This is a genomic window from Neolewinella persica DSM 23188 (assembly GCF_000373105.1).
GTDB lineage: Bacteria > Bacteroidota > Bacteroidia > Chitinophagales > Saprospiraceae > Neolewinella > Neolewinella persica.
Map to the genome: position 1 here is coordinate 10,206 of NZ_KB890418.1, position 25,334 is coordinate 35,539.

At 52.0% G+C, this 25,334-nt stretch carries 19 protein-coding genes; 9 read left to right on the forward strand and 10 right to left on the reverse strand.

The window, feature by feature from the left end:
* Nucleotides 1–161: 161 nt before the first annotated feature.
* A complete protein-coding gene (locus B036_RS0104985) occupies nt 162–1,685 on the reverse strand; it encodes a zinc-dependent metalloprotease (protein ID WP_020567589.1) in 1,524 nt (507 codons plus the stop codon).
* A 153-nt stretch (nt 1,686–1,838) separates the two neighbouring features.
* On the opposite strand from B036_RS0104985, the gene mdh reads away from it, so the two are divergent.
* Complete coding sequence (mdh, locus tag B036_RS0104990; protein WP_026231709.1) at nt 1,839–2,771, forward strand: malate dehydrogenase; 933 nt, start codon at nt 1,839–1,841, stop codon at nt 2,769–2,771.
* A 364-nt stretch (nt 2,772–3,135) separates the two neighbouring features.
* On the opposite strand, the gene B036_RS0104995 is transcribed toward mdh, so the two are convergent.
* From B036_RS0104995 to B036_RS0105015, 5 genes are all read right to left on the reverse strand, one after another.
* The gene (locus tag B036_RS0104995) at nt 3,136–3,789 is read right to left on the reverse strand and encodes a phosphoribosylanthranilate isomerase (protein ID WP_020567591.1); all 654 of its coding nucleotides are present in this window, start codon (nt 3,787–3,789) and stop codon (nt 3,136–3,138) included.
* Nucleotides 3,790–3,945: 156 nt separating this feature from the next.
* Nucleotides 3,946–4,761: an indole-3-glycerol phosphate synthase TrpC gene (gene trpC / locus B036_RS0105000; RefSeq protein ID WP_020567592.1), complete on the reverse strand. Its 816-nt coding sequence runs from the start codon at nt 4,759–4,761 to the stop codon at nt 3,946–3,948.
* 139 nt (nt 4,762–4,900) lie between these two features.
* The gene (gene trpD / locus B036_RS0105005; RefSeq protein WP_020567593.1) at nt 4,901–5,890 is read right to left on the reverse strand and encodes an anthranilate phosphoribosyltransferase; all 990 of its coding nucleotides are present in this window, start codon (nt 5,888–5,890) and stop codon (nt 4,901–4,903) included.
* 265 nt (nt 5,891–6,155) lie between these two features.
* Complete coding sequence (locus B036_RS28115) at nt 6,156–7,793, reverse strand: TonB-dependent receptor (RefSeq protein WP_052333915.1); 1,638 nt, start codon at nt 7,791–7,793, stop codon at nt 6,156–6,158.
* A 179-nt stretch (nt 7,794–7,972) separates the two neighbouring features.
* A complete protein-coding gene (locus tag B036_RS0105015; protein WP_157472040.1) occupies nt 7,973–11,134 on the reverse strand; it encodes a tetratricopeptide repeat protein in 3,162 nt (1,053 codons plus the stop codon).
* Between the two features lie 501 nt (nt 11,135–11,635).
* Here B036_RS0105015 and B036_RS0105020 point away from each other — a divergent pair.
* Both B036_RS0105020 and B036_RS0105030 read left to right on the forward strand, forming a co-directional pair.
* Complete coding sequence (locus tag B036_RS0105020; protein ID WP_020567596.1) at nt 11,636–12,211, forward strand: YceI family protein; 576 nt, start codon at nt 11,636–11,638, stop codon at nt 12,209–12,211.
* A gap of 548 nt (nt 12,212–12,759) precedes the next feature.
* The gene (locus B036_RS0105030; protein WP_026231711.1) at nt 12,760–13,566 is read left to right on the forward strand and encodes a Cof-type HAD-IIB family hydrolase; all 807 of its coding nucleotides are present in this window, start codon (nt 12,760–12,762) and stop codon (nt 13,564–13,566) included.
* Nucleotides 13,567–13,581: 15 nt separating this feature from the next.
* On the opposite strand, the gene msrA is transcribed toward B036_RS0105030, so the two are convergent.
* Complete coding sequence (gene msrA, locus B036_RS0105035; RefSeq protein WP_020567599.1) at nt 13,582–14,076, reverse strand: peptide-methionine (S)-S-oxide reductase MsrA; 495 nt, start codon at nt 14,074–14,076, stop codon at nt 13,582–13,584.
* Nucleotides 14,077–14,512: 436 nt separating this feature from the next.
* Between msrA and asnS the strand changes: the two genes are divergently transcribed.
* Together asnS and hemC are read left to right on the forward strand one after the other, a co-directional pair.
* Nucleotides 14,513–15,946: an asparagine--tRNA ligase gene (gene asnS / locus B036_RS0105040; protein ID WP_020567600.1), complete on the forward strand. Its 1,434-nt coding sequence runs from the start codon at nt 14,513–14,515 to the stop codon at nt 15,944–15,946.
* Between the two features lie 103 nt (nt 15,947–16,049).
* Nucleotides 16,050–16,937, forward strand: coding sequence for a hydroxymethylbilane synthase (hemC, locus tag B036_RS0105045; RefSeq protein WP_020567601.1), 888 nt, complete (start codon nt 16,050–16,052; stop codon nt 16,935–16,937).
* 30 nt (nt 16,938–16,967) lie between these two features.
* Here the strand turns inward: hemC and B036_RS0105050 are convergent, their stop codons facing one another.
* From B036_RS0105050 to B036_RS0105060, 3 genes are all read right to left on the reverse strand, one after another.
* A complete protein-coding gene (locus tag B036_RS0105050; protein ID WP_020567602.1) occupies nt 16,968–18,257 on the reverse strand; it encodes a carboxypeptidase-like regulatory domain-containing protein in 1,290 nt (429 codons plus the stop codon).
* A gap of 70 nt (nt 18,258–18,327) precedes the next feature.
* Nucleotides 18,328–19,509: a carboxypeptidase-like regulatory domain-containing protein gene (locus tag B036_RS0105055; protein ID WP_020567603.1), complete on the reverse strand. Its 1,182-nt coding sequence runs from the start codon at nt 19,507–19,509 to the stop codon at nt 18,328–18,330.
* A 364-nt stretch (nt 19,510–19,873) separates the two neighbouring features.
* Nucleotides 19,874–20,281 carry a hypothetical protein gene (locus B036_RS0105060; RefSeq protein WP_020567604.1) on the reverse strand — a complete coding sequence of 136 codons (408 nt, stop codon included), beginning with the start codon at nt 20,279–20,281 and terminating at the stop codon, nt 19,874–19,876.
* A gap of 336 nt (nt 20,282–20,617) precedes the next feature.
* Here B036_RS0105060 and recQ point away from each other — a divergent pair, with 336 nt between their 5' ends.
* From recQ to B036_RS31660, 4 genes are all read left to right on the forward strand, one after another.
* Nucleotides 20,618–22,771 carry a DNA helicase RecQ gene (recQ, locus tag B036_RS0105065; protein WP_020567605.1) on the forward strand — a complete coding sequence of 718 codons (2,154 nt, stop codon included), beginning with the start codon at nt 20,618–20,620 and terminating at the stop codon, nt 22,769–22,771.
* A 233-nt stretch (nt 22,772–23,004) separates the two neighbouring features.
* Complete coding sequence (locus B036_RS0105070) at nt 23,005–23,970, forward strand: ThuA domain-containing protein (RefSeq protein WP_020567606.1); 966 nt, start codon at nt 23,005–23,007, stop codon at nt 23,968–23,970.
* Nucleotides 23,971–24,045: 75 nt separating this feature from the next.
* Nucleotides 24,046–24,405, forward strand: coding sequence for a GyrI-like domain-containing protein (locus tag B036_RS28120; RefSeq protein ID WP_020567607.1), 360 nt, complete (start codon nt 24,046–24,048; stop codon nt 24,403–24,405).
* Nucleotides 24,406–24,628: 223 nt separating this feature from the next.
* Nucleotides 24,629–25,054 carry a gamma-glutamylcyclotransferase family protein gene (locus B036_RS31660; RefSeq protein ID WP_020567608.1) on the forward strand — a complete coding sequence of 142 codons (426 nt, stop codon included), beginning with the start codon at nt 24,629–24,631 and terminating at the stop codon, nt 25,052–25,054.
* Nucleotides 25,055–25,334 lie beyond the last annotated feature (280 nt).

Here is a 25,334-nt window from a genome sequence, read left to right on the forward strand (position 1 = left end):
CACCCCCTGCAACCTGAGCGCAGCGACCCTGCACCCCCTGCAACCTGAGCGCAGCGACCCTGCACCCCCTGCAACCTGAGCGCAGCGACCCTGCAACCAAAAATGCCCCAACTACCATTTAAAAGCAGTTGGGGCACCAGTAAAGCATCAGCAGGTTGAGACTAGGGCGTTATCACCACCCGCTTAGTCACCAGCTTTTCATTCATTCGTAATCGAAGGAAGTAAACACCTGCAGGGAGAGTACCGGTTTCGATCCGTTCGTTGAAACCAGCGGCAGCTACGGGCAGGTTCTCCCGGGTAAGCAGCACCCGGCCGGAGGCATCAATGAGGTCGTAAGTGAGGTTGCTGCTAAGACCGAGATCCTGGCCGATGATGCGAAGGTCCTGACCACCAGCAACCGGGTTAGGTGCTATGGTGATGGCAGCATTCAATGCTGCATCGATGGTGTTCACTGGGAAGTCACCGTTCCGGAAACGGAACACCTGGTCGCCGAAATCACTTTCTACCTGGTAAGCGTTGAAGGGGCGGACGCGCCAGTAGTAACGGGTGTTGTCCAGCAGACCTTCATCGAAAACAACAGATGTATCTGTGACCACTCTGGTAAATAAGATGTTACCATTGAAGTTATTCGAACGATTCATTTGCACGATGTAAAAATCTGCATTGGGGGTTTCGTTCCAAACCAATTCCACAAAGTTATTGTACGGCAGGGTAACGTTGTGCTCGGGCAGTAGCAGGTTCATGTCTTCTCCATTAGCTGCTACGGCACCTTCGCCACTGCTGTTGGAGCTGAAGTCCGAACGAGTAGACATGTTAGTGATCATGGCCGTTTTCTGTTCCTCCGAAAAGGTGTTGACACAAGCATCGGAAGCGTAAGACATAATGTTCTGAGCGGGAACGGCGAAACGAATGGAGTCCGGATCCGTCAGGCTATCGCGGTATTCACCGGCGATATTACAAGCCCACCGTTCCATCAGGTAATCAGGTGCTGTATCACAGAATCCGTCGGCGGCATCTTCACAGTTGCTACCATCAGTACGTTCTACGGGGACGTTTCGGCCCCGGTAGCTCAGGGTGGAAGGCGCCCGTTCGGTCAGCTCAATATTAGAAATTTCTTCTACACTTTCCCACCCGTAGAAAGTGTGCGCAAGGGTAAATACGTGACCCATTTCATGGGCCCAGGTGCGGTCTATCCGCCCCATACAGTCCTTATCCATTACCAGGTAGTTCGTGCGGGGAGTAGCGTAGCCACAGGCACCGCCGGCAGTCCCGACAACGAAGGTGTTAATTTTGTTGCTCTCCCTCCTGTTGGAGGCAAGCGAGGATCCTATAGATGTCGTGGAGTGGTCGTATAGTGATGAAAGATCCAAAAAGTCGTAGTCGGAGACGTAAAATTGAATATTAGTGCTGGCAAAGTCTTCGTTGAGCAATTGGAAGGACTGAAGCAACTGTGTCGGGTCTATGTAACCATTACCGTCATTCTCTCCCACCACGACCATGCGCACGGGGATGTACTGTGTCATTAGTGATTTCCTTGCGGGAGGTATTTCTCCATGCTGGTACTTTACCAGCCAGTCAGACTTGATGCTGATGCCACAACCCTTTTCGTGTTCAGGCTGTGTTTGGGCGATAAGAGAGAAGGAGGCCAGCAGCAGCGTGGCAAAGGTTAACTGGAGTAATTTCATTGCGATTCGATAGTTATTAGGCTCAAAAGTAGCTAATCGTTGTCGACCGTAGCGTCTTAGGGACGGCATTTCGGTTAGTCCGGCCAATTTTCTATACTTTTGCGCTGCTTTTCAAAGCAACCATACCCTAAGAAATTCAAATTCTTCAAATCCATGAGTAAAGTAACCGTTGTAGGCGCCGGAAATGTAGGTGCCACCGTTGCCAATGTACTGGCACACAAAGACCTCGTTAAGGAGGTCGTAATTCTCGACATTAAAGGAGACTTTGCCAAAGGCAAAGCCCTGGACAGCTACCAGCAGGCCAGTGTTGATCACTTCAGCACCCGTCTGACCGGCACCGATAACTACGCCGATACGGCCGACAGCGATATCGTAGTCATTACCGCCGGTATCCCCCGCAAGCCGGGCATGAGCCGCGATGACCTGATCAGCACCAACGCCAAAATTGTTACGATGGTAACGCGCTCCATCATGGAGCATAGCAAGAACCCCATCATCATCGTGGTGTCTAACCCGCTTGACGTAATGACCTACGCGGCATGGAAGGCCTCCGGCCTGCCAAAGAGCCGCGTGTTCGGTATGGCTGGTATCCTCGATACCGCCCGTTACCGCGCCTTCCTCAGCATGGCACTCGATGTATCTGGCAAAGACATCCAGGCGATGCTCCTGGGCGGCCACGGAGACACCATGGTGCCACTGCCACGCTACACCACCGTTTCTGGTATCCCCGTTACTGAGCTGATCGGTAAGGAAGAACTGGATGGCATCATTGAACGCACCAAGAAGGGCGGCGGTGAACTCGTCAAGCTCATGGGGACTTCAGCCTGGTACGCTCCCGGTGCTGCTGCGGCGCAAATGGTGGCTTCCATCCTCCGCGATGAAAAGCGCATCTTCCCCTGCTGTGCTTTGCTCGAAGGTGAGTATGGCCAGGATGGTATCTTCCTCGGCGTCCCCGTGAAGCTGGGAACCGAAGGCATCGTTCAGCTGCTCGAGCTTGACCTCAACAAAGAGGAAATGGCCGACATGAACGCTTCTGCTGACGCCGTTCGTGACGTTCTGGAAGTTTATAAAGGCATGAATGTTTAAGGCATTCACTTGTAGAAGTAAGGAAGGCTCCTCCCGGTTTGGGTGGAGCCTTTCTTGATTTTAGGCGGGGCTCGGTAGTAGTAGAGAGTAGTAAGTTATGGGTAATGCTGTGCCGTATTGCCGCTGCTCGCATCGCTCGGTAAGGAGCAGTTCTTAAAGGCTTTATTTGGTTTGGGCGCGGCCGCAGGTGCAGGGGAAGGATTATGGGAGCAAGGCATATTACCACGAGCCGGCAGACAAACTTTTGTCCGGCTTCGCCAGGCCAAAAGCATTTGTCGGACGGCCGGACTGTCTGTTCGACAAATGCTTTCCCATTCGCGACGAAGGAGTGGAAATGGGAAAGTCCGTGTGACGAGGTTGGGGACTATTGCACTTCGACTAAAAAACGCTTCAATTTAATCACATCCTTAACTCCCGGCTCCACTTCAAAGCGCGAATTCAAATCCACCCCCGCAAATTGAGGGTGATTTACCTTAGCCACTTCGGCGGCATCCTCAGGCCCAATCCCGCCACTAAGCAGGAATGGCGTGAGGCCCTGATATTCAGACAACTTCGACCAGTCCCATTTTACGCCGGTACCACCGTGGTCCTTTTGCCCGCCCGTATCGAAAATGAAGAGTGGGCAACTGTCCGCATAGGTGTTGGTCATGTCAAAACTGAAATCAGCATCAACGGAGAAGGCTTTGATCAATGTTGCTTTGCGGAGGGTAGAGACTGACCATAATAGTTTCAGCTCCCGGCAGTATCCCGGACTCTCATTTCCGTGCAACTGGACATAGTCCAACTGGTAATCATGGACCATGTTGAGGATGTAATCGACTTCCGCATTAACAAATACGCCAACTTTCTTAGTGCCATTGAACTGGTCCTTGTTCTTTTGCAGCCATTTACTCAACTCCGATTTGCCAACAAAGCGTTTGGAGCGGTTGTGGAAAATGAACCCGACGTAATCCACCCCCAGGCCAAGCACTTCAACGATATTTTCGGGGTCGCGGAGACCACAGACTTTTACTTTCATGAAGCTGGTGTATTTGGTTTTTGGGAGAAAATTCGAACAAGTTTTTAACGGAACGGGGTAGAATACCGGAAGGTTGGCTTATGGTCAGGATCGACAACATCTGCCCCCTGATAACTAAATACTAAACCCTAAATCCTGATTGCTGAATCCTAAACCCTAAGCAATAGCCCCATCATACAAATCCTCAATCTCCCGAACCCGTTGAATGAAGTCGGCACAAGCCTGCCCTGGATTTTCTTCCCGCATGAAATACGTACCGATCAGGAAGCCTTTAAAGCCTTCCCGACGCAGTTTGGCAATAGTTTGCGGGTCTTCAATGCCGCTTTCGCTGATTTTAAGCATGCTTGGAGGTAGTTGTTGCGCCAGTCGTATGCTGTTGCTGATACTCACGGAGAAATCTTTGAGGTTACGGTTGTTGACGCCTACAATATTTACACTGGGGCTCAGCTTGGCAACTTCTTCCTCATTATGTACCTCACACAGCACCTCTAACCCAAGTTCATTGGCCTCGGCGGCGAGGTCGTCCAGGTGACCGGGGGTAAGGGAGGCAGCAATGAGTAGAATTGCGTCGGCACCCATCGCCCGTGCTTCGTGCAACTGATAGCTGTCGATCATGAAGTCTTTTCGGATAACCGGAAGGTCTATAGCGGCTCGTACCCGGTCGATGTCGTTTGAACGAGCGCCAAAAAAGTGGACGTCGGTCAGGCAGGAAATACCCGCCGCACCGGCAGCCTGGTAACCTTGGGTTACTTCGACACAATCGGCGTTGAGGTTAATGTCATCCTGGCTGGGCGACTTCCGTTTAAACTCCGCAATGATGCCGTAATCTTTGCTGTTGAGGATTGAATCTGTCAGGCTACGACGATCGAGGCGGTAGCCATAGCTGTCCTTTAAGGACTCAATAGGGCTTTGCAGTTTACGTCGTTCTACTTCGAGTCGTTTGTGTTCGTTGATACGGTCCAGGATAGTCATAAGGGAAGGATAAAAAAGGGCTAAATAATGCGGCGCGGACGCAGGTGCAAGGTAAGGTATTTGAGCGAGTACGAGCTTCGGGAATTCCGGGGGCGTAGCTCCCGGTAACCGGGCAACTTGACCACCCGACCACCCGATCCTAACGCACCAGTTTTCGCAACACCTCCCTTGCTTTTCCACTGGCTAAACTCTCCGCAGCTTCTGCTACACAGTCTGGAAGACTGCGTTCGGGATGAATGGTGTGGATCGCCAGGCCGGCGTTGGCACAAACGACTTGTCGTTGTGCGTCGGTCCCCCGATTCTCCAGAACCGCCAGGAAAATAGCCTTTCCCTCTTCGGCGGTATCTCCGCCGTGCAGGGAGGCGGGTGTCAGTTGGGGTAAACCAAAATCAAGGGGAGCAAGCAGGCGTTGACTGGTGCGACTACGCACACTGGCCTTCCCCGTCAGGCTGATCTCATCATAGCCGTCCAGTGCATGGACGATGTTGTACTCCCGGTCCAGTTGATCCTGCAGGAGGTAGTCGTAGATCCGGGAAACTTCCAGATTGTAGGTGCCGAACAACTGGTATTTCGGCTTAGCCGGGTTCAACAGCGGGCCAAGCAGGTTGAAAAAACTCCGTACCTGTAGTGTTTTACGTACTGGTGCTACGTTTTTCATGGCCGGATGAAACAGCGGAGCGTGGAAGAAACAAATTCCAGCTTGGTCTAAAGTCCGGAGCAAGGTGTCCTCGTCATTGGTGAATTCATAGCCCAGGGCTATAAGCACATCGCTGCTGCCCACGCTGCTGCTTACACCATAGCTGCCGTGCTTCGTCACCTGATAGCCGGCGCCAGCTACGACCATACTCGAAAGGGTAGAGATGTTGAAGGTGTTTTTACCATCGCCTCCCGTACCCACGATGTCGATCGTCTCCCGGCCACCAATGTCAATTGGCTTGGCGAGGTTGAGCATAGCGTCCCGGAATCCTTCGATCTCGGACAGCACTGCAGGCCGCATATTGATGGCAGAAACTACGGCGGCGATCTCGACATCGCCCGCTTCCCCGTTCCCGATTCTGGACAGCATCTCGAAGGCTGCCTGCCGGGATAGTGGCTCCTGAGCGTAGATTTGATTGAGTTCGGTTTTCATGGCGCGAAGATAGGAAGTCGAATTGTCAAGTTGTCAAGTTTCCGGATTGGCAAGGGTACTCCAGTAACCGGAAAACGACAAAGGGGCGGGCACTGGAGTACCCTTGCCAGCCCCTCTTTGCACCTGCGGCCGCGCCCGAAACCGACTTGCCTTGTGCGTTATCTAATCTTCGGTAGGCCAAAAAGGGTCACAAACGATTAGCCCAGGTAACTCGACAGCCGGACAACTCAGATACCCCGACAACATGAAAACCTGAAAGCCTGACTTAAAACTTAGCACTCACACCCACCAACAAGTTCACCCCGATGGTAGGGTACTGTACGAACCGTTCCCGGTTGTTGCCCAGTAGGTTGTTTACCCGCAACCAGGCGCTGAAGTTATCGCTTATGCCATATTCCCCGTTCAGGTTGAGGTCAAGTAGCGGCGAAAGGCTTTGCGCTACACCTTCGGAGTCCTGGTAAGGAAGTCCGTTTTCGACGAAGAAATCAGCGCCAAGGGTGATGTTTTGCTTTTCCAGGTTGTAGGCACCGCCCGCCGTGAGGCTGAAACTGGGCAAGTGCCAGGCTTTTTCCTGTGTTTCCAGGCTGTAAAAGCGTTGAGCGACGGTAGCGTTCACCTGCAGGTTCTTGATCGGTTTCATGGTCGCGGAACCCTGGAGGGTGAAAATATTGCCATCATCGTAAACCACCTGGAACTGAGGGATGGCCGTGCGGCGATCCAGTAAGTAGGTCGCCAGGTTGTCAATCAGCTTGAAGCTTGCTTCTGCCCGGTAGTCTATGCCAGAGATGCTTCCTTCCACACCACCGTAAAAACGAGTGTACTCGGAGTTGCGAATGCGCAGGCGTGGACGTACCCAGGGGTTGTAGTCAGCCAGGCTACGCAGCGTATTCTTCTGTAGGCTACCCTCTGCCCCAACGAATGCGGAAAGTACCCCCTCGATTACGGGAGCATTCAGACTGATGTCCGGAAATACATCGAAATCATCGTCCTGGCTGGTCAGGTTGACACCGACTTTGAGCCGGTACCGTCCCGCGATGCTGGTGGTGTAGCTTGGGCTGAGGTAAATGTTGTTCAGGTTCTGCGTGCTTGTGTCTTTGTACGTGGTGAAATCGGTCCGGAGTTTGATGTCCAATGGTTGCTTATCCGAAATCCACTTGGTGGCTTCAATGGTGAAGTCAACACCGGATTCCCGAACGGCAGGGTTACCATCCATCAGGTAGAGCGCAACGCCAGCTTTGTAGTCGAAGTCAGCCTCGGTTCGTACGCCGTTAAAAATTTCCGCGTGAAGATCGAAGATATTGAAGCGCTGACGCACCTGGTCCTCGGTGAAGCTGGGAACGGAATCCGTTTCCAGCTCCGGGAAGTTGTAACCATAGTAATAACGGCTCTGAGAGGTGTACTTCGCTCCGCCGCCAACGGCAAAACCCTGGTCGAACAAGTAGGTGCCCTCTGCGCCAAATTCTGTATCGCTGGATTTTTGATTCTCCACCTTACCGTTATTGTTGAAGCTGTGGTGGCGTGCATAGATGCCCAGTTCTGCATTGTCAACCGCACTGAGGTCGTAACTCAGGTCACCAAACAGCGCGCCGGGGAAACCAGCGCCGATGCCGATGTAGCCATTCTTATTTGGTGGCGTCTTGTCACGCGATACACCGCGCGGGCGGATGATCGGCGCAGGATACTCGATGGAGATCGGACGATCAACCACTAAATATTGCTGTCGCCGACGAGAGGAATCTGCAGGTGGCGTAACGCCGGTAACCCGAACCCGACTGGCTTCCGATAGACGTGCTTCAAAATTAGAGACAACCGTTACACTGTTGTCGTCCAATCCGGGCTGAGCGTAAAGGGCGGTAGTGGCGGTAAAAAACAAACCGCAAAAAAGAAATATATGGCGAAACATAGTTTTTTATTGATCAGAGTTCAGTATTCGGAACCCAGGTTTTAGTATTTAGTACTCAGTGTTTAGCAGTCAGTTTGCAGGATTCAGTCATCAGGGGTCAGATTTTAGTGGTCACAATGTGTGGCAATGGTGCCTGAAACCTGAAGCCTAAAATCTAAATACTGAATCCTGATGACTGACTACTCTCCTCCTCCTCCGTTGTCGATTTGCAGGCGGTTAGGATCAGCGGGGGTATTGTTGATCCGGCTGCTGGCATTAATGAGGTTGTTTACTACGGTCAGCCGCTGCTGGGCTTCGGCTACCAGGGCAGCGTCGCCGTTATAGTTTTCCAGTAATGCTTCAAGTGCGGCGCGGGCATTATAGATGTTCTCGCCTCCCTTGTCCTTCAATGCGTCAGAAAGTACAAGTACAACTTTCGCCACCCAGTAAGGGTAGCCCGAGCTTTCCCGGTTGGCTTCAAGGCTGAGGTCTACTGCCTTGTCGAGTTCTCCCTGCAGGTAAGCGATGTTTGCCCGGAGGTAGCGCGCTTCGGCAGTCCGCTCATCGTCGGAGTTGGTGATCACCATATCAAGGGCTGGTAAGGCCGTGCGGTAATCACGGCGGTCGTAGGCGATCTTACCAACGTAAAAGTTGGCAATCAAGCGCTGATTACTGGCCGCTGATGGGTTGTTGGCTACTTTGCGGGCATAGTCTTCTACCGTACGCTGGTCGTTGAGCTGGTAGGCGGATTGCATCACGCCTACCTGGGCGTCAAGCCGGATGTCTTCCGAAGGAGCTGCTTGCTCCAGTAGCGTAAAGAGGCGGGCCGAACGGTTATAGTCCTTTACGTGCCGGTAGGCGATCAGGCTGCCTTTGCTCAGTGCAGGGAGGTAGTAACCGCTTGGCCCGGAATTGGCCACCGTTTCAAAATCGTTGAGCGCCTCATTATACCGTTGCAACGCCACGTAGCTGTCGCCCCGGAAGAAATTCGCGGCCAGCGCATTGGGAGTATTGGGATACTGGCGGAGGTATTCGGTCAGGGCAGCGGCAGAGCGGTCGTAGTTACCACTCTCGTACTGGTTGCGGGCTGCCTGGAAGGTTATGGCTTCCCGGCCGTCGGCATCGACTTCCTGTCCAGGCAGTGTTTCGAAGAACTGGAAGAACAAGTCGGGACGCCCCATTTTGTCGACGTAAATCTCCCGTAAGTTCTCTCTGGCCCGCTCTGATTCTTCCGCAGTTGGGTTATTGCTGAAAACCTGCTTGTAGTAATTGATGGCTGCCTCCTGATTGCCCAGGTTGAAGCTGATCAGGCCGAGGTTAAGTAAGCTCTGATTGACCAACGGAGAGCTGACTTTATAGTCACTTACAATAGCGCGCAACGGCGCCAGAGCTTCCTGTGGCCGGTTAAGCTCCTGGTACGCAGCGGCAAGCTCGAAGAGCGCATCGTCGGCATATTCGCTTCGGGGGTACTGATTAATCAGCTGTTCCAGATTGAGGATTTTATTCGCCGTTTGGCCACGAAGGCCATCGATGACCGCCTTCTGGTAAAGCGCATAGACGTAACCACTGGTGCGACGGTTAACGGCATCGTCGTAGAAGCGGGCGGCCTGGTCGTATTGGTTGCGGCTGAAGTGGGCGTCTCCGGCACGAAGAACGGCGTCTCCCAGGATCCGCTCCCGAACGTCGACATCCGTAATGTAAGGCAGGTTCCGTTCGATCCCCTCCACGGCGGCCGTGAAATAATCCAGCGAAGCAGCGTGGTTTTTTTGCTTGAGGTAGTTGTAGCCCTGGAGGTAATTGCCGGTGTAAAGGGAAGACTGCGGCGGCAGGCCCTGCTGGCCGCGGGCCAGGGTCAGAAACTGGTTGGTGAGGTTGATGGAAGTCGCGTAGTCTTCTTCCCGGTTGGCTATATCAGCAAGCCAGTACAAGGCCTGGGCGCGGTAGCTTGGGTTGACGGGGCGCTGAAGGCTTTTATTGAGCAGGTCTTTGGCGGTAAGTTCTTCTCCGTTGTTGAGTAGCTCCAGGCCGCGGCTAAAGGCCGCACGCTGGTAGGCTTCTTCCAGGCGGGGACTGCGATTCGGCATCCGTTCCAGCAGGTCGAGCGCGCGCTGGTAGTCTTCAGTGGTGGCAAAGACATCGCCGAGTAACTCCTGACCCTGCAGGTAATACTGGCTGGAAGGCTGAATGCTTTGAATGGCAGTAATCGCGTCGGCCGGGTAGCCCAGTTCGTAGCTCAGTTTGGCGTAGTTGAACAAGGCTTCCTGCTGCAATGCCGGATCAAAGCTCAGGCGGGAAGCTGTGCCAAAGGCACTACGCGCGGCAGGTCCGTTACCCTTTTTTAATTCGATGTCGCCAAGGTAATAGCTGGCAGATTGGCCAACGAGGCTGTTCTGGGTAGCGAGCTCCCGGAAGGTACTCCCGGCGGAGGTCATGTCGTTTAGCTTATACTGCGTGAAGCCCAGTTGGTACAACTGTTCTTCTTCCATGTTCCGGTTGTTACGGGCATAGGTTTCCAGCAGCGGGCGGGCGCGGACATAGTCGCCTTTTTCGAAATAGGCCTGACCGAGCAACTGGCTCATCTCTTTGGCATTCTTGATCCGGGTATTGGCCCCCAGAATCGGCGCTGCGTAAGCGATCAATTCATCGTACCGGCGCTGAGCAAAGAAGATCTGCGTTAGGTAGTAAGGGATATAGTCGTCGTACAACGAACTCTTTTCCGCAATCTTGAACTGACCAACGGCACCGTCGTAGTTACCCTCGAAGAAGTAAATGATGCCCAGGTAATAATTAGTTGGATAATAAAATTCTCCTTGCGTACCCTTGCTGAACTGGAAGTACCGCTTGGCGTCTCCAAATTTCTTATTCACGAAGCTGGAATACCCGAGGCGGAAATTGAGCTCACTACGCTGCTCCGGGCTCAGGAGTTCTGCGGGAACGCGCTTGTAGTACTCCACGGCCTTATCCAGGTCGTTCTCGTTGAAGTAGTAGTTGGCAATTTCCAGCAAGGCTTCATTCGCGACCGGATCAGGCTGGTAACGCCTCACAAAGTCCAGAATCAATTTCTCGCCTTCCACCTTGCCGAGACGGACCGCAATTTTTGCCTGGTTGAGCTCCGCCTTTTGGCGAAGCAACTTAGCCTCAGGCTGATGCAACGGCAGGAGCATGTCGACGACTTCGGCGTATTCGCGCTGGGCTTTGGCCAGCAGGTTGTCCTGATAATCGGCCTCCGCCTTTTTGAAGGTGCGCCATGCATCGGTATATACGGTGGTCGCCTGAGCGTAAAGGCCGCCGCTCAGGCCGAGCAGCAGAACAATGAGAATCGAGAGCAGGGCCCGGGAAGCCGGGGGAAGTAGCTTGTGCATAGTGGGTATTCGGATGAAAAACTTTTGAACCATGGCTGGGTGACCGCCATTGGAAGCGGCAAGATAACAGTTAATAATCAGGGACTGGATGGAAAAGGAAAGGTTGCCCGTCCCCAGGCGTTAAATGTTAAAATACAGTCGGCTAACGTTTTGAGTCGCCCCGTTTATTACGCCATATGTGCTCAATCGTACTTTTTTACCCATTTGTTCACATTTTTCCACAATGAATTAAACCATACGAGATCAACTGATGTATATACATCGAATTTTGCGACGGCGGAATTTAGTATTCCAGGCTAGTGCTTTACAATGCCTGATTTCAGATTCCGGCGCGGCCGCGGGATACAAAGAAAGGTTTTGGCAGCAGGGAATAAACCATTAGCCCATAATGCTATTACAGTACGGGTTCGGGTTGAGCGACTGTGTCGTGATCCGTCCGTTACTAATTGCGACGTAGTCGCTCAACCCACATCAACAATCACCAATTTAAAATAAGCAACCATGATTAAGTCACTCTTACTTTTCACAACTACTCTATTTCTCGCTGCCACCACCGTGGGCGTATCAGTTGATACCGAAGCCAGCCAGGTAACCTGGAAAGGTTACAAAGTAACCGGCAGCCATGAGGGAACCATCGCCGTTCAGGAAGGTGACCTTGAATTCACCGACGGTGTGCTAACCGGAGGTGGTTTTACCATCAACATGTCGACCATCAAGGCCACCGACATCAGTGGCGGCTCCGCCGCCAAGCTGGAAGGTCACCTCAAGAGTGCCGACTTCTTCGGCGTAGAAGCTCATCCTACCGCCACCTTTAAGATTACCAAAGTGGTCAGCCGGGGTATGGAAGGCGATTACCGCATCACTGGAGACATTACCATCAAGGAAACCACCGAGTCCATCCGGTTCAACGCCAAGGTAATTGAAGCTGACGGTGTTTACACCGCTACCGCCGACCTGAAACTCGACCGTACCGACTTCGACGTGCGCTACGGTTCCGGTTCTTTTATCGACAACCTGGGCGACAAGACCATCTATGATGAGTTTGACCTGGGGATTACCCTGGTTACTAAGAAGTAAGGCTGGAGTGGGTAATAACCACTAAGGCACTAAGGGCATTAAGTACTACACTAAGTTGTAGATAGTACCTGCTTTACGGACCGATTCGGCTTTGCCGGGTCGGTCCGTTTGCGTTACACAATTAGTCAGGTTTTTCTTTCATCATCATTGGAAGAAGATAGAAGTGCCACATCAAAAAGCTGGGGATTGCACAGATTAGCCCAATCGTTAAGGATAGTTCAGCGTTCCTTGCGTGGTCCATTGTTGTCAATGCTTCGTTGTTCAGGCTCGGTTTTGAGTAAATCAGGTACATGATCCCAGAAACGAATACAAACTCCAGAACATGAATAAGCAATAGTATCAGGGTCAGGTTCTTTTTTTCTCGGATCATAACTAAATTTTCGGTTTGTACCATAAGCCAGGCAGGAGGACAAATGACTAATGGAAAGGTGTTTATCTTTCAATGGTCTAAGATAGCGGAATTTCCCTATCTCCTCAAAACCTACTTTTGCACCTTTATTGGTGCTTTAGCCCCAAAGTCCAATAGTACCAACAGCACCAATAGACCAATGTACCAACTAGCTCTTTCCGACATCGACGGCACCCTCCTCAACGCAGACCGCGAAGTCTCCGCCGCCCTTAAAGCACAGGTGGCTCGCCTTACTGCCAATGAGATCCCCTTCATCCTGATCTCCTCCCGGATGCCGCAGGCCATGACGCACCTTCAGGACGACCTGGGCATCTCCGGCCTGCCGCTGATCTGCTACAATGGCGGTTGGGTGCTGGTGGACGGTGAGCCCATCCATTCAGAAAGTATTCCTCTGGATATCATCCGTGCGGTCGCAGCTTTACAGCGCGGTACATCCTTGTCCGTTCAGCTGTTTCACGCCGATGAGTGGTACGTGGAAAGCATGGACTTTTACGCCAAGCGAGAGGAAAATAATACTAAAGTGACGCCCTCCGTCCGGGAAATAGCGGATACACTTGCTGATTGGACGGCCCGTAAACTCGGTGCCCACAAGATCATGGTCATGGGCGAACCAACCGGGATAGACCAGATGGTGGCCCAACTGGAACAGGCCTTTGACAACGAACTGCACCTCTACCGCTCCAAGGACACTTATCTGGAGATCGCCAGTAAACGCATTTCCAAACTAACCGGTATTGAACAGCTCATCGCCCATAAATACCCCGGTGTCTCCCTGGCCGAATGTATCGCCTTTGGCGATAATTATAACGACATTGAAATGTTGCAGGCGGTCGGTCTGGGCGTTGCAGTAGCCAACGCTAAGCAAGAGGTGCTGGCTGTAGCTGATGTTGTGGTGGCGGGGAATAAGGCTGATGGGGTGGCCGAGGGCTTGGGGGCCTATCTTTGACGCACAGCGTGCCAGTTAGATGAAGCTCTCTTTGAAGCGTTCAAAGTGGCAGGTGTAGCCGTTAGGTATCCTTACCAGATAGTCTTGGTGCTCAGGCTCCGCTGGCCAAAAAGTGGATTTTGGCTCAAGTGTCGTTACTGCAGGAGCCTCCCACTTACCGGAAGCATCGACAATCTCGATTATTTCCTCCGCGGTTTGCCTTTCTTCTTCGTCTTGAAAAAAGATGGCAGATCGATAGCTGGAGCCTCTGTCGTTCCCTTGTCGGTCGACCGTAGTAGGGTTGTGGATCCGAAAGAAGTAATCAAGGATATTTCGAAATGATGTCTCACTGGGGTCGTAGGTGATCTCAATACCCTCTGCGTGGCCGGGATGGTTTCGGTAGGTTGGGTGGTCATTGGTGCCACCAATGTAGCCGACTTCGGTATCTTTAACCCCGGGCCGTACCCTGAAGAGGTCTTCCATGCCCCAGAAGCAGCCTCCTGCGATGTATGCTTTTTTATAGTTTTCCATTTTAGTTGGTTTTGCTCAGAAACAGCACGACCGTTCTTTAGTTTTACCCTGTTCCGGATGGTTGATGCTGGTTGCACAATAGCAGTAGACCGGGGCAGGGCGAGAAACCGCCTTACCACTGACGATTTTAGTGATATGATCGCTCTGCCTTCTAACTTTCCCTGCACCCGCGACCGCGCCCTTATTAGTCAGAGAGCCAGATAATCGGTCAGTCAGATCGTCGCAACCACCCGAGCGAGGCAAGCCCCCTTAATCCAACGTGCAGTTGCAACTATTTGACTATTTGACTGCTTGACTATTTGACTATTACTATCTTCGCGCCCTGATTAAAGTAAGAAGGGAGAAAAGGGGGAAAGGAAGAGAGGAACCCCCACGACCCCTTTCCTCCTTTCTCCCTTTAATCCTTTACATTCGCGCCCTCAAAGAATTCAGCGTCATGATCCACCGTCAGGAAATTTCTACCCTACTCCAAGCACCGCCCATTGGTACCTCAGTAACCGTTATGGGCTGGGTACGCGCCTGGCGTGGTAATCGGTTCATGGTCCTTAACGATGGTTCTGGTGTGGAAACGCTTCAGGTGGTCGTGAACGGGGAGGATTTTTCTGAGGAAACCATTCGCGCCATTGGCTTTCATGCCTGTGTGGGCGTAACCGGCGAATTAATTGAAAGCCAAGGCTCAGGCCAGTCCGTCGAGGTAATTGCTAAAGAGATCACCATTTATGGCCCGACCGACCTGAGCGAATACCCATTGCAGGCCAAGTCTCAGAGCATGGAATTTCTTCGCGAGAACGCCCAGTTCCGGATGCGGACTAATACCTTCAGTACCGTCTTCCGGTTAAGTCATGCGCTGTCTTTTGCCACCAACAAGTACTTCAACGACCGGAACTTTTATAACCTTCATACGCCCATCATCACGGGCAACGACGCCGAAGGCGCGGGCGAAATGTTCCGCGTCACCACCCTCGATCCGGCAGCTCCTCCACGCGACGAGGACGGTAACGTCGACTACAGCAAGGACTTCTTTGGCAAAAGCACCCACCTGACCGTCTCCGGTCAGTTGCAGGCAGAAATCGGTGCCATGGCCATGGGTAAGGTCTACACTTTCGGTCCCACCTTTCGGGCAGAGAACAGCCATACCAGCCGCCACCTTTCCGAATTTTGGATGATCGAGCCGGAGATTGCCTTCGCCGATATCGACAACAACCAGGACCTGGCAGAGGACTACCTGAAGTACCTCATCAACCACTGCCTGGACAACTACCGCGCCGATCTCGAATTTCTCGACGACCGCATCAAACAGTCCGAGAAGAACATGAAGGCCGAGCTTCGCCGCCCCATGGGCCTCATCGAAATGCTGGAGTTCACCGTCAGGGACGACTTCGCCCGCATCACCTACACGGAGGCCATTCGCCTCATCCAGGGGTCCAAGCCCTACAAAAAGAAGAAATTTGAGTTCCCGGTAGAGTGGGGGACCGATCTGCAGGCCGAGCACGAACGCTGGCTCGTAGAAAAGCACTTCAAGAAGCCGGTCATCGTACGCGATTATCCCAAAGGTTTCAAGGCCTTCTACATGCGCCTCAACGACGACAACGAAACCGTTGCTGCCATGGATATTCTCTTCCCCTACATCGGAGAAATGGTCGGCGGATCCCAACGTGAAGAACGAGAAGACGTGCTTCGTGCCCGGATGAAAGAAATGGACGTCCACGAAGACGAACTTGCCTGGTACCTACAGCTTCGGACCTTCGGTGGTTGCCCCCACGCGGGCTTCGGCCTCGGCTTCGAGCGTATGGTCATGTTCGTTACCGGTATGACGAACATCCGGGACGTGATACCTTTCCCGCGTGCGCCTAAAACAGCAGATTTCTAGCCTGACTTAAGATCCCGGAGGGATCAAATCGTTTTACCCCGGACGAAGCCACGATGCGAAGCATCGGCCGTAGTCCGGGGAGAAGCCCCTCAAAGCAACGACCATGATAATAGGAACCCGCGGCTCCCGCCTCGCCCTCTGGCAAGCCCACTTCGTCCAGGCACAACTAAAAGACCTCGGCATCGATTCCGAATTAAAGATCATCAAGACGCAGGGCGACCGCGTCCAGCACCTGACGTTCGACAAACTGGAGGGCAAAGGCTTCTTCACCAAAGAAATTGAAGATCACTTGCTGGACGGCAGCATCGACCTGGCCGTCCACAGCCTCAAGGACATGCCGACAGATCAGCCCGAAGGCCTTACCCTGGCAGCCCTTAGCTACCGCGCTGAAGTGAACGATGTTTTGGTCATCAATAAGGCCAAGGCCGTTCCCGGCAAACCCTTCCAGTTAGCTGACGGGGCTACCGTCGGTACTTCTTCCGCCCGGCGGAAGGCCCAGCTGCGGGACCTGCACCCCGGCCTGGTGCCCGTTGACATTCGTGGCAACGTACCCACCCGCCTGGAGAAGGCCCGCACCGGCGAGATGGACGCCGTCATGCTCGCCGCCGCTGGTTTGGAGCGACTTGAGCTGGATTTGTCGGACATGGTCGTCGTTCGCCCCAGCCCGAAGGAGTTCGTGCCTGCGCCCGGCCAAGGTGTGATGGCCATTCAAACGCGGAAGGATGCCATCGCCATCCGTAAGCAACTCGCCCCGCTACATAACGTAACGGTTGGCGAATGCACTAATGTAGAACGGACCATCCTCAGCCTCATGGAAGGTGGTTGTTCCATGCCTCTTGGCGTTTACTGCGACCGCGACGAAGTAGGCAACTACCACGTTTGGGCCGCCTACGCCGAAACCCACGACAGCGTCGTGAAGCGTGTACAGCTTTCGCTTAGTACGCGGGACGGGCTGGCGGAACGTGTAGTGGCTGCTTTGCGGCCAGCGTAGCTTCCGGACGTAGCCGTCTCCGACATCTGGCTATTTATTATTCTTCTTTTGGCTACGCAATTCCTGCATCTGCTCAAGGGCGGCCTGCATCATATCAGGTGCCGGAATGTCCTGCAGCATGGAATTGTCGGCCCAGTAATCCACATCGTACCGTACCCTGACATCTTTGAGGTCAAGCGTATAATCAAGGGATTTACCCTTAAAAGCAGCCTTGATCGCTTTAGTGTTAGTGATGACTTCCGTTACGTGTAGGAGGCGATTGGTGTAATAAGTGGCAGTATTGTAATTGTAATCGAAAGACATTATTTCCTTGAGTCGCTTAACGTAGTACCGGCCATCTACCTTTTGGTAGAGCGCATCCCGGTAAAACTCCTCTGTGTTATCCTCCCTAAGTTTGCCTTCCGTGATGCGGACAAAGGCCAGGTCAGTTTTGTTAACGAGCAATTCGCCAGAGTACCAATGTTCAACTGATTCAGGAGCTATATTGGCCGCTTCAACTTCTTCGTCGGACAGGCGATAGTGTACTTTGACCAGGGTGTCTTTGCCGTCCAGGTACTCTCCCCGGTTACGGAAGGTCATGGCCTCCAATAGTTGCTTACCCCTCAAAGCACTTCTGAAGCCTCCTGGACTACGTAATTTATTCACCCAACCATCGTATCCTGAGTTAAGTACGTACTGACCATTCAGTACTTCCCAGCGGTCACGCAAAGAAGAACCTTTATAAGATGGCATTCTGAACTGTTCGATTTTTATCTTAGGTCGTGTTTTGAAAAATTCCCCTTTTTTAGGTCGCGGGCGCGGCCAGTTAGTATCCCTGATGTTTAGGCGCGCTTCTATCTGCCGGCTGAAGGTGTCGCTGTCGATGTCGTAAACCCTGGAGTAGGCTTTAAGCAAATAGTCTTCCTGTCCGTAAATATTTGGTACGTTGTCCAGGCACTTTTTAACCAGTTGCTTCAGGCCAAGATCGGAGATGACCACCACTTCATTCAGGGAAATAAAGGAAGTCTCCATCTGCAAATTAAAATAAAGGTTAGCGGTGTCTAAACGCCAGAGGGGTTCTTTATGGGTCTGGTAACTGAGCAGGCTGAACACGAGTTGGTCTTTCAGCTCTTCTGCTGATAAAACGATCTTATATTCTCCTTTTTCGTTGGTCAGTACGCCGCGGGATTGATTGCCCTGCAGGAATACGTTGACCGACGGTAAGAGTGCGCCGGTATTGGCATCGATTACAACTCCTCGCACCGTATACTGGCCGGTTAAGGAGCCGATTACGCCGATATTGAAGAGGAAGAATAGAAGGATAGCGTTAGTAAATCTCATGTCAGTGTTAATTAGGTTAAGGTCTTTGGCAAGATGCGGTGCTAAAAGAAACAGGTGGTTTTACAGGAAATTATTCCTCGACCACCTTCCGCGCATTCTCCCGAAACTGTTCCTCCAGGCTCCGCAGGCGAGAAAGCCCGATCTCCAGCGCCGCTGGCGCTGGAAGTTTGACCATCATCGGGTTCGCCGACCAGAACTTTGGGTTGTAGGGCGTCCTGACCTCTTCCAGCGTCAACTCGCTGTTGATGCGATTACCTTTCCGGTAAGCTTTCTTTTGTTTAGCCTCAATAATTACGTCAGTGACGTAAAGAATGCTTTGGTAGAAGTGAGATTGCTGCAGGGAATCGTAGCGAAATTCTCCTCCCTGGACCAGTTGTTTCAGGTAATATTTTCCCTTGGTCTTTTGGTAGGTGGCATCGTTGAAAAAACCTTTACCCGCGTTTCCCTGGGTGTTTTGCAGGATGGCGTTGTCCGTACGGTTGATGAGGACTTCCCCGGTGAAGTAGGCGCTTAACCGGGCTTGTTGTTCGGCGTTGGCACCGCTGGCTTTCAGGTCCCAGTTGTAGGCAATCCGGATCAGGGTGTCTTTGCCTTCGAGGTACTCGCCACGGTTGGTGAAGCGGAGGTTGTCGTGGCCTCCGGCAATCGACGTAACCCAATGCAGGTAGTGCATTCTAACGCCATTCCTGATGTCTGCATAGCCACCAAGTAGAGAAGGTTGGTTACGCTTTCGTGTTTGAAACCGTTCTTGACCGGAGCCAGTGTAATCGCTCATTCTGAACTCATCAATCCAGGCTTTAACGCCGCGTTCGGGATCGTCGTAGGCTTCGTCTTTGATAGTTACCATAGCTTCTACCAACTGAGCGTATTCCTGATTGTCAATATCGTATTTGCGGTAATAACCTTTTAGTAAATAGTCTTCAGCACCGTAGATATTTGGGATGTTGACCAGGGCTTTTTCTACGATGGCGCGCAGGCCGATATCTGAGAGAATGACGATCTCCTGAAGTTCGAGAAAGGATGTATTTAGTTGCAGGTTATAGTGTGTCTGTTCTGGTTCAAGTTCTTGTAGTTTCAGGTAATGGGGCTGATAGCTCATCAGGCTAAAGACGAGCCGGTCGTTCATTTGGGTGCTGTCCAGCGTAATCCGGTATTCTCCCCGTTCGTTGCTGATCACACCGTATTGCTGGTCCTTCTCCAGGAAGACGTAGGCGTAGGCCAGGGGGGCTCCGGTGCTGGCATCCGTTAACATGCCTTGAAGGTTTCTTTGAGCGGGGAGCATTGACGAAAGCAGAAGCAGGAGCGTAAGTAATCGCATCGGGCATAGGTGTTTTAGGTGTAGTGATAAGGTGGGCGGGGGCGCAGGTGCAAGGAAAAGGTTAAGGGCAAGTTTTGGATCACTTGCCGGGGGTAGTAGCGAAACGTTCGTCGAAGCAAATAACGGTGCCATACGCTGCTCCTTAACAAACTTGGTTTGCATCCTGCGGCCGCGCCCTTATTAGTCTTGTAGTCGAATAGTTTAGTAGTCTTGTAGTGCTACCGCAAGTGGACGTTCGTTGTTTGCGCAAAGTATGCCACCAAGCTATTGAACTACCGACTACTAGACTACTGAACTACTAGACTATAGAACTATCCCTTCTCCGTTCCAGCTCCTGCTGAATGATGCAGCGCAAACGCTTGGCCCGGTCATAACAACTGAAGCTTTTACCAGCATGTATCTGGGCAATGACCAGCAGAATAAGGCAGGCAGGGATCGCCATTAAAAAAAAGCCAACCAAACTTCTCAGGCTGGCCAGCGACGCTGCGCAGGCGGCGAACATCAGAAAGGGAATACAGAGGCCAACTTTAAACATGGTATCACGCAATTTGCTGATCTGCCGCTTTTTAACCTTGATTCTGCGTAGCAACTGGTGCAACTCATGGGTGGCAAAAGCACCCGCACCCCCCGTCAGTATGAGGAGGAAGTCGTCATTTCCAGCTTTTTCCAGCTGAGCAATCTGCCGTTTGAATTTACGATCTGCCATTGTTAGCCCAAAGTTACGAAGGGGCGGGGGAGAGGGCCAAGACATTTTCGTAGAAAATGTCAAGGTTTCAAGGTATCGGGTTGTCCAGTTATCGGGTTCTCCCGGTTGTTCAGGTTTCTAGTTGTCCAGGTTATCTAGTTGTCCAGGTGTCCAGTTTTCGGGTTGTCGAGTTCTCTTGGTTGTCCAGGTTTCTAGATGTAGGGTGTTCCGTCTGTCAGGTAGGGGCCTTATACTTCCGATAACCTGACAACCGACAACTCGATTAATTTTACAAACAATTAGTAATATTTATTTATATTTTCCCATATTTGCGAGTACAGCAGCTCAACACACCATATGACCCCCGAATTAGCCCGAACGGCCCTCAAGAAATACTTCGGTTACGATGATTTTCGGCCTTTACAGCTGAAGATCATCGAAAATACCTATCGGGGAGAAGACAGCATTGTACTGATGCCTACTGGTGGCGGTAAATCTATGTGCTTCCAGATTCCCGCAGTAACGATGAACGGGACGGTGGTGGTGGTCAGCCCCCTGATCTCCCTGATGAAGGACCAGGTAGACGGCCTGAACGCCGTCGGCATCCGCGCCTCCTTTCTCAACTCCAGCCAAGCCCGAACGGATGCGCACCGCGTAGAAACTGCTTACGAAAATGGCGAACTTCATTTGCTCTACGTCAGTCCTGAAAAACTGTTATCACAGGGCTTCTTTACCTTCTTGAAACGGCGGAACATCTGCCTGTTCGCGATCGACGAAGCACACTGTATCTCTGCCTGGGGCCACGACTTCCGGCCAGAGTACACCCAGTTAAAGGGACTCAAAAAAGCTTTCCCGGACACGCCCATCATGGCGCTGACGGCAACCGCAGATCGCCTTACCCGCCGTGATATGGCCGAGCAACTCGGCATTCCCGATTCAGAACAGCACATCGCCAGCTTCAATCGTCCAAACCTGTCCCTGGCCGTCCGGCCCGGTCGGCAGCGCAGAGAACAGATCATTAATTTTCTGCGGGAACGACCGGACCAGGCCGGTATCGTCTACTGCCTGAGCCGTAAGCAAACGGAAAGTCTGGCGGAGAAGCTACGCGAAGCTGGCTACAATGCCGAGGCTTACCACGCCGGCCTTACGGGAGATCACCGCGCTAAGGTGCAGTCGGACTTCATCAACGACAAAACCCTGATCGTCTGCGCCACCATTGCCTTCGGTATGGGGATTGACAAAAGCAACGTCCGTTGGGTCATCCACTATTCTCTGCCAAAAAACCTGGAGAACTACTACCAGGAAATCGGCCGCGCGGGCCGGGATGGAGCCGAAGCAGATACCTTGCTGTTCTATTCCTATAACGACTATATGACGTTGAAGGACATGATCGGAGGTAACACCAACTCCGAACTGCAGATCGCCAAACTGGACCGGATGAAGGAATACGCAGACAGCCTCGCCTGTCGCCGTCGTATTCTCTTAAACTACTTTAGCGAGGACCATTCGGAGAACTGTGGCAACTGCGACATCTGTGCTAATCCGCCGGAGCACTTCGACGGAACGGTGCTGGCTCAAAAGGCCCTGAGTGCCGTGGCACGGCTGAAACAAAGCGTCGGAATGGGCATGGTGATCGATGTGCTGCGCGGCTCCGCCCGCGCCGAGATCCGTAACCGTCGCTACGACCAGATCAAAACCTACGGTGCCGGCCGGGAAACCTCCACCTTCGACTGGAACCAATACTTCAACCAACTTATCAGCCTGGGGTATCTCTACGTCGCGCACGAAGACTATGGAAAACTTAAGTTGGCCCCAGCGGCAAAGCGCGTACTCTTTGAAGGTGCCAAAGTGGAGCTGGTAAAAATGACCACCATCAAAGCCCGGCGTGCACAAGAAGAGAAAAAGACTAAGCAACGGGCAACCGTCAAACGCGAACACCTTGGCCTGTTTGACGAATTACGGGAAGTCAGGAAGACATTGGCCCGGGAGTTTGGCATACCGCCTTACCTAGTCTTCAACGACGCGACCCTCCATGAAATGGTGTCCCAAAAGCCGATAACCAATGCGGAGATGGGGCGGATAAGCGGCGTGGGGGAGCGGAAGCTTCACCGTTTTGGCGACCAGTTCATGACCGTGATCAAGAAACACGTCCGGAGAGAAGATAAGGATAAGCGCGGGGACTTGTCTACCCACGAAGCCAGCTACCAAGCCTACGCCGCTGGTGCAACGGTGGCGGAGATTGCTGCCAGTCGTAAGATCGCGGAGAATACAGTGTTGGGGCACCTTGCCAAATGTTACGTGGAGGACAAGGCACCAAACCTTGACCCCACAAAATTTTTCAGGATCGATGCGCCGGATTGGATCGATGAAGCCATTGCTAACCTCCCTGACGAAGGCCTTGGCATGAAAGCAATCTGTGAATTTGTAAATACGAAATACGGTGCGGGAAGTCTGGATTACGGACAAATTCAGTTCGTTCGGGCAATGCGGGCCCGGGAAATGGCGAATTAATTTGGGCACGGATACGCTATATTAAATTGTTGTTTAGGAACTATAGCTTCCTGCAACACCAAGTGGATTTAGCAGCTTTGCCCGTCAGGACTCCCCTCATACGATTGGGCGTAAAGCCAAGTCGCACTGACCGGAGTAAGCCTCCAGTGCTCTCGGTCAGTACGATAATTTACCCTTACGTCCTTGCGATAAGCCATTGGGAAATCTAAAATTCAACCAATAGACTAAGAACAATGAAAAATCTATCTATCATCCTCGGCCTTCTTATCTTTTTGCCGCAAACTGTTTTTGCCCAGATAAAGGTGTTGATTATCGACGGTCAGAACAATCATGTTGTATGGCCTAAATCTACGATTATGATGAAGCAGTACCTGGAGGCAACGGGGCTGTTTAGTGTAGAGATACAACGGACGAAGGTTACCTGGAGAGGCGATAAGGAGGAAGCGTATCTCGCGCTGGCAGGAACCGAACCAACAACTGATCTTGAACAGCCCGCTACAGATCCAGGCTTCAAGCCAAAGTTCGGGAAGTATGACGTGGTTGTTTCCAACTTCGGTTGGAAGGCAGCCCCCTGGCCTGCATCCACCCGGAAAAAATTCGACAAATTTGTTGCTAAGGGTGGAGGCTTTGTTTCTGTGCATGCTGCAGATAATTCCTTTCCCGAATGGCCAGCCTATAATAAGATGATTGGCATAGGAGGATGGGGAGACCGTAATGAAAAGGACGGGCCCTACGTCTACTACACGAATGAGGGCAAATTAGCAAGGGATGCCTCTCCTGGAAATGCCGGACAACACGGTGCACTGCATGAATTTCCTGTTACGATTCGGGATAAGGAGCATCCCATCACAAAGGGAATGCCTGATGTTTGGCTGACCACAGCAGATGAATGTTACGCCAAACTAAGAGGCCCCGCTGAGCAGTTGAAGGTGCTTGCTACGGGTAAAGATCAGTCAGAGAAAGCGCCCACCGACAGGCATGAACCCGTGATGATGGTGATCAATTACGGAAAAGGCCGCGTGTTTCATACTACTCTGGGGCACAATACCCAATCTTTTGAAGGTGTAGGCTTCATCTATTCTTTCTTGCGGGGGGTGGAATGGGCTGCAACGGGAAGCGTATCACAGCAATTGCCAGAGGACTTTCCGGGGCCGGAAACTGCTGCGAGCAGAAAATTTGTCCTTAAAAAAGGAAAATGAATTTTTGCAGTCTCTGCTATTTAACAACATCATGAATCTGTGTCAAAGCATTGATTTAACCCTGAACTGTATTCGATGCGACCCAGAATCATTGACCTGTCTCCCACAAACCTGATCGGCCATTTCAAGGAGATGTCCCTGGCTGATGACCATACCCGGTCTTTGTTCCAGGGCTTTATGCCGATACGAAATACCATTGTGGGGAGGGTCGGTAAAAAGGTGTACGATTTAAGAGTCTATGCGCCGGGGCTTGATTTTTCGACTTTTGGGCCAACCACCGTCTTTACCAAATGGGCAGCAGTGGAAGTTAAAGGCACTCCTGCGGAACATGCTGGAGCCAATTCTTTCCACCTGAGCGGCGGCCTTTATGCTTGTTTCAACCACCAGGGTCCGGCGTCGGATACCCCCCGGATATTCGGATTCATTTTTCGGTAATGGCTGCCTTCTTCGGGGTACCAGCTCGATGACCGGCCGCACTTTGAAATCATGTCGGAGGGATATCAACCCATGGCTCCTGACGCTGAACAACAAATCTGGATACCCATCAGATCTGAATCAACTAAGCAGTAACTTTGTCAGTTTGATAACCAGATAATCCGGAGAATTCGACAACTGGACAACCAGATAACTCGATCACCCGACAACTTCACAAATTACTATGCACCTTTTCGTATACGGTACCCTTTTAAGTAATATTCCCAGCTCAATGAGCAAATTCCTAAGCCGTCGGGCTACCCTGATTGGTAAGGCAATAACCAAGGGTAGTTTGTACGACCTAGGTATGTATCCGGGGTTTGTCGCGGGAGGAGAAGAGACGGTAACCGGTGAACTTTATCATCTTAATTCCGACAAGCAGGTACAGACTTTGGAAATGTTGGATGCGTATGAAAGCGTGACCGGAGAGCCGGATGATCAGTACCGCCGGCTCGAAATCAGCGTTCAGGTAAGTGGAGGCGGCAACTTTAAGGCCGAGACTTACGAGTTTACGGGAGAAACCGAAGGGATGCAGCTAATCCACCGGGGAGATTACACGAAATACTATCATGGTAAACCGGATCATGAGCGGTTTGTGAATGGGGAATAGTGTAGCCCCGGCTTTAGCCAGGGCGCTCAATAAAGTTAATCTGCGTCCAAATTGTACAATTGTATGTTTGGCATGGTATTGATGGCTTCCTGATCCTTAGGGAGACGAGGGAAACTCCAACCGCCTGATCCTGGGGTCATAATTAACTTCCAATGGCCTTTCCTAATGGCGAAGTTCCCATTTATGGAATGATGTACAACCGCTTCCCTTTTGATAGGTTGGAACCGTCTTGACCGAGAAACGAAAGCATGGAGTGGCTACCTTCTCCTTCGCTGTCTTT

Bases quoted from the DNA above. Each gene is read 5' to 3' on its own strand.
- B036_RS28120 (WP_020567607.1), top strand. From the start codon at position 24,046: ATGCGACCCAGAATCATTGACCTGTCTCCCACAAACCTGATCGGCCAT.
- B036_RS31660 (WP_020567608.1), top strand. From the start codon at position 24,629: ATGCACCTTTTCGTATACGGTACCCTTTTAAGTAATATTCCCAGCTCA.
- B036_RS0105020 (WP_020567596.1), top strand. From the start codon at position 11,636: ATGATTAAGTCACTCTTACTTTTCACAACTACTCTATTTCTCGCTGCC.
- mdh (WP_026231709.1), top strand. From the start codon at position 1,839: ATGAGTAAAGTAACCGTTGTAGGCGCCGGAAATGTAGGTGCCACCGTT.
- B036_RS0105030 (WP_026231711.1), top strand. From the start codon at position 12,760: ATGTACCAACTAGCTCTTTCCGACATCGACGGCACCCTCCTCAACGCA.
- B036_RS28115 (WP_052333915.1), bottom strand. From the start codon at position 7,793: ATGTTTCGCCATATATTTCTTTTTTGCGGTTTGTTTTTTACCGCCACT.
- recQ (WP_020567605.1), top strand. From the start codon at position 20,618: ATGACCCCCGAATTAGCCCGAACGGCCCTCAAGAAATACTTCGGTTAC.
- B036_RS0105015 (WP_157472040.1), bottom strand. From the start codon at position 11,134: ATGCACAAGCTACTTCCCCCGGCTTCCCGGGCCCTGCTCTCGATTCTC.
- B036_RS0105055 (WP_020567603.1), bottom strand. From the start codon at position 19,509: ATGTTAACGGATGCCAGCACCGGAGCCCCCCTGGCCTACGCCTACGTC.
- B036_RS0105050 (WP_020567602.1), bottom strand. From the start codon at position 18,257: ATGAGATTTACTAACGCTATCCTTCTATTCTTCCTCTTCAATATCGGC.
- B036_RS0104995 (WP_020567591.1), bottom strand. From the start codon at position 3,789: ATGAAAGTAAAAGTCTGTGGTCTCCGCGACCCCGAAAATATCGTTGAA.
- B036_RS0105060 (WP_020567604.1), bottom strand. From the start codon at position 20,281: ATGGCAGATCGTAAATTCAAACGGCAGATTGCTCAGCTGGAAAAAGCT.
- B036_RS0105070 (WP_020567606.1), top strand. From the start codon at position 23,005: ATGAAAAATCTATCTATCATCCTCGGCCTTCTTATCTTTTTGCCGCAA.
- trpC (WP_020567592.1), bottom strand. From the start codon at position 4,761: ATGACTATCCTGGACCGTATCAACGAACACAAACGACTCGAAGTAGAA.
- asnS (WP_020567600.1), top strand. From the start codon at position 14,513: ATGATCCACCGTCAGGAAATTTCTACCCTACTCCAAGCACCGCCCATT.
- B036_RS0104985 (WP_020567589.1), bottom strand. From the start codon at position 1,685: ATGAAATTACTCCAGTTAACCTTTGCCACGCTGCTGCTGGCCTCCTTC.
- msrA (WP_020567599.1), bottom strand. From the start codon at position 14,076: ATGGAAAACTATAAAAAAGCATACATCGCAGGAGGCTGCTTCTGGGGC.
- hemC (WP_020567601.1), top strand. From the start codon at position 16,050: ATGATAATAGGAACCCGCGGCTCCCGCCTCGCCCTCTGGCAAGCCCAC.
- trpD (WP_020567593.1), bottom strand. From the start codon at position 5,890: ATGAAAACCGAACTCAATCAAATCTACGCTCAGGAGCCACTATCCCGG.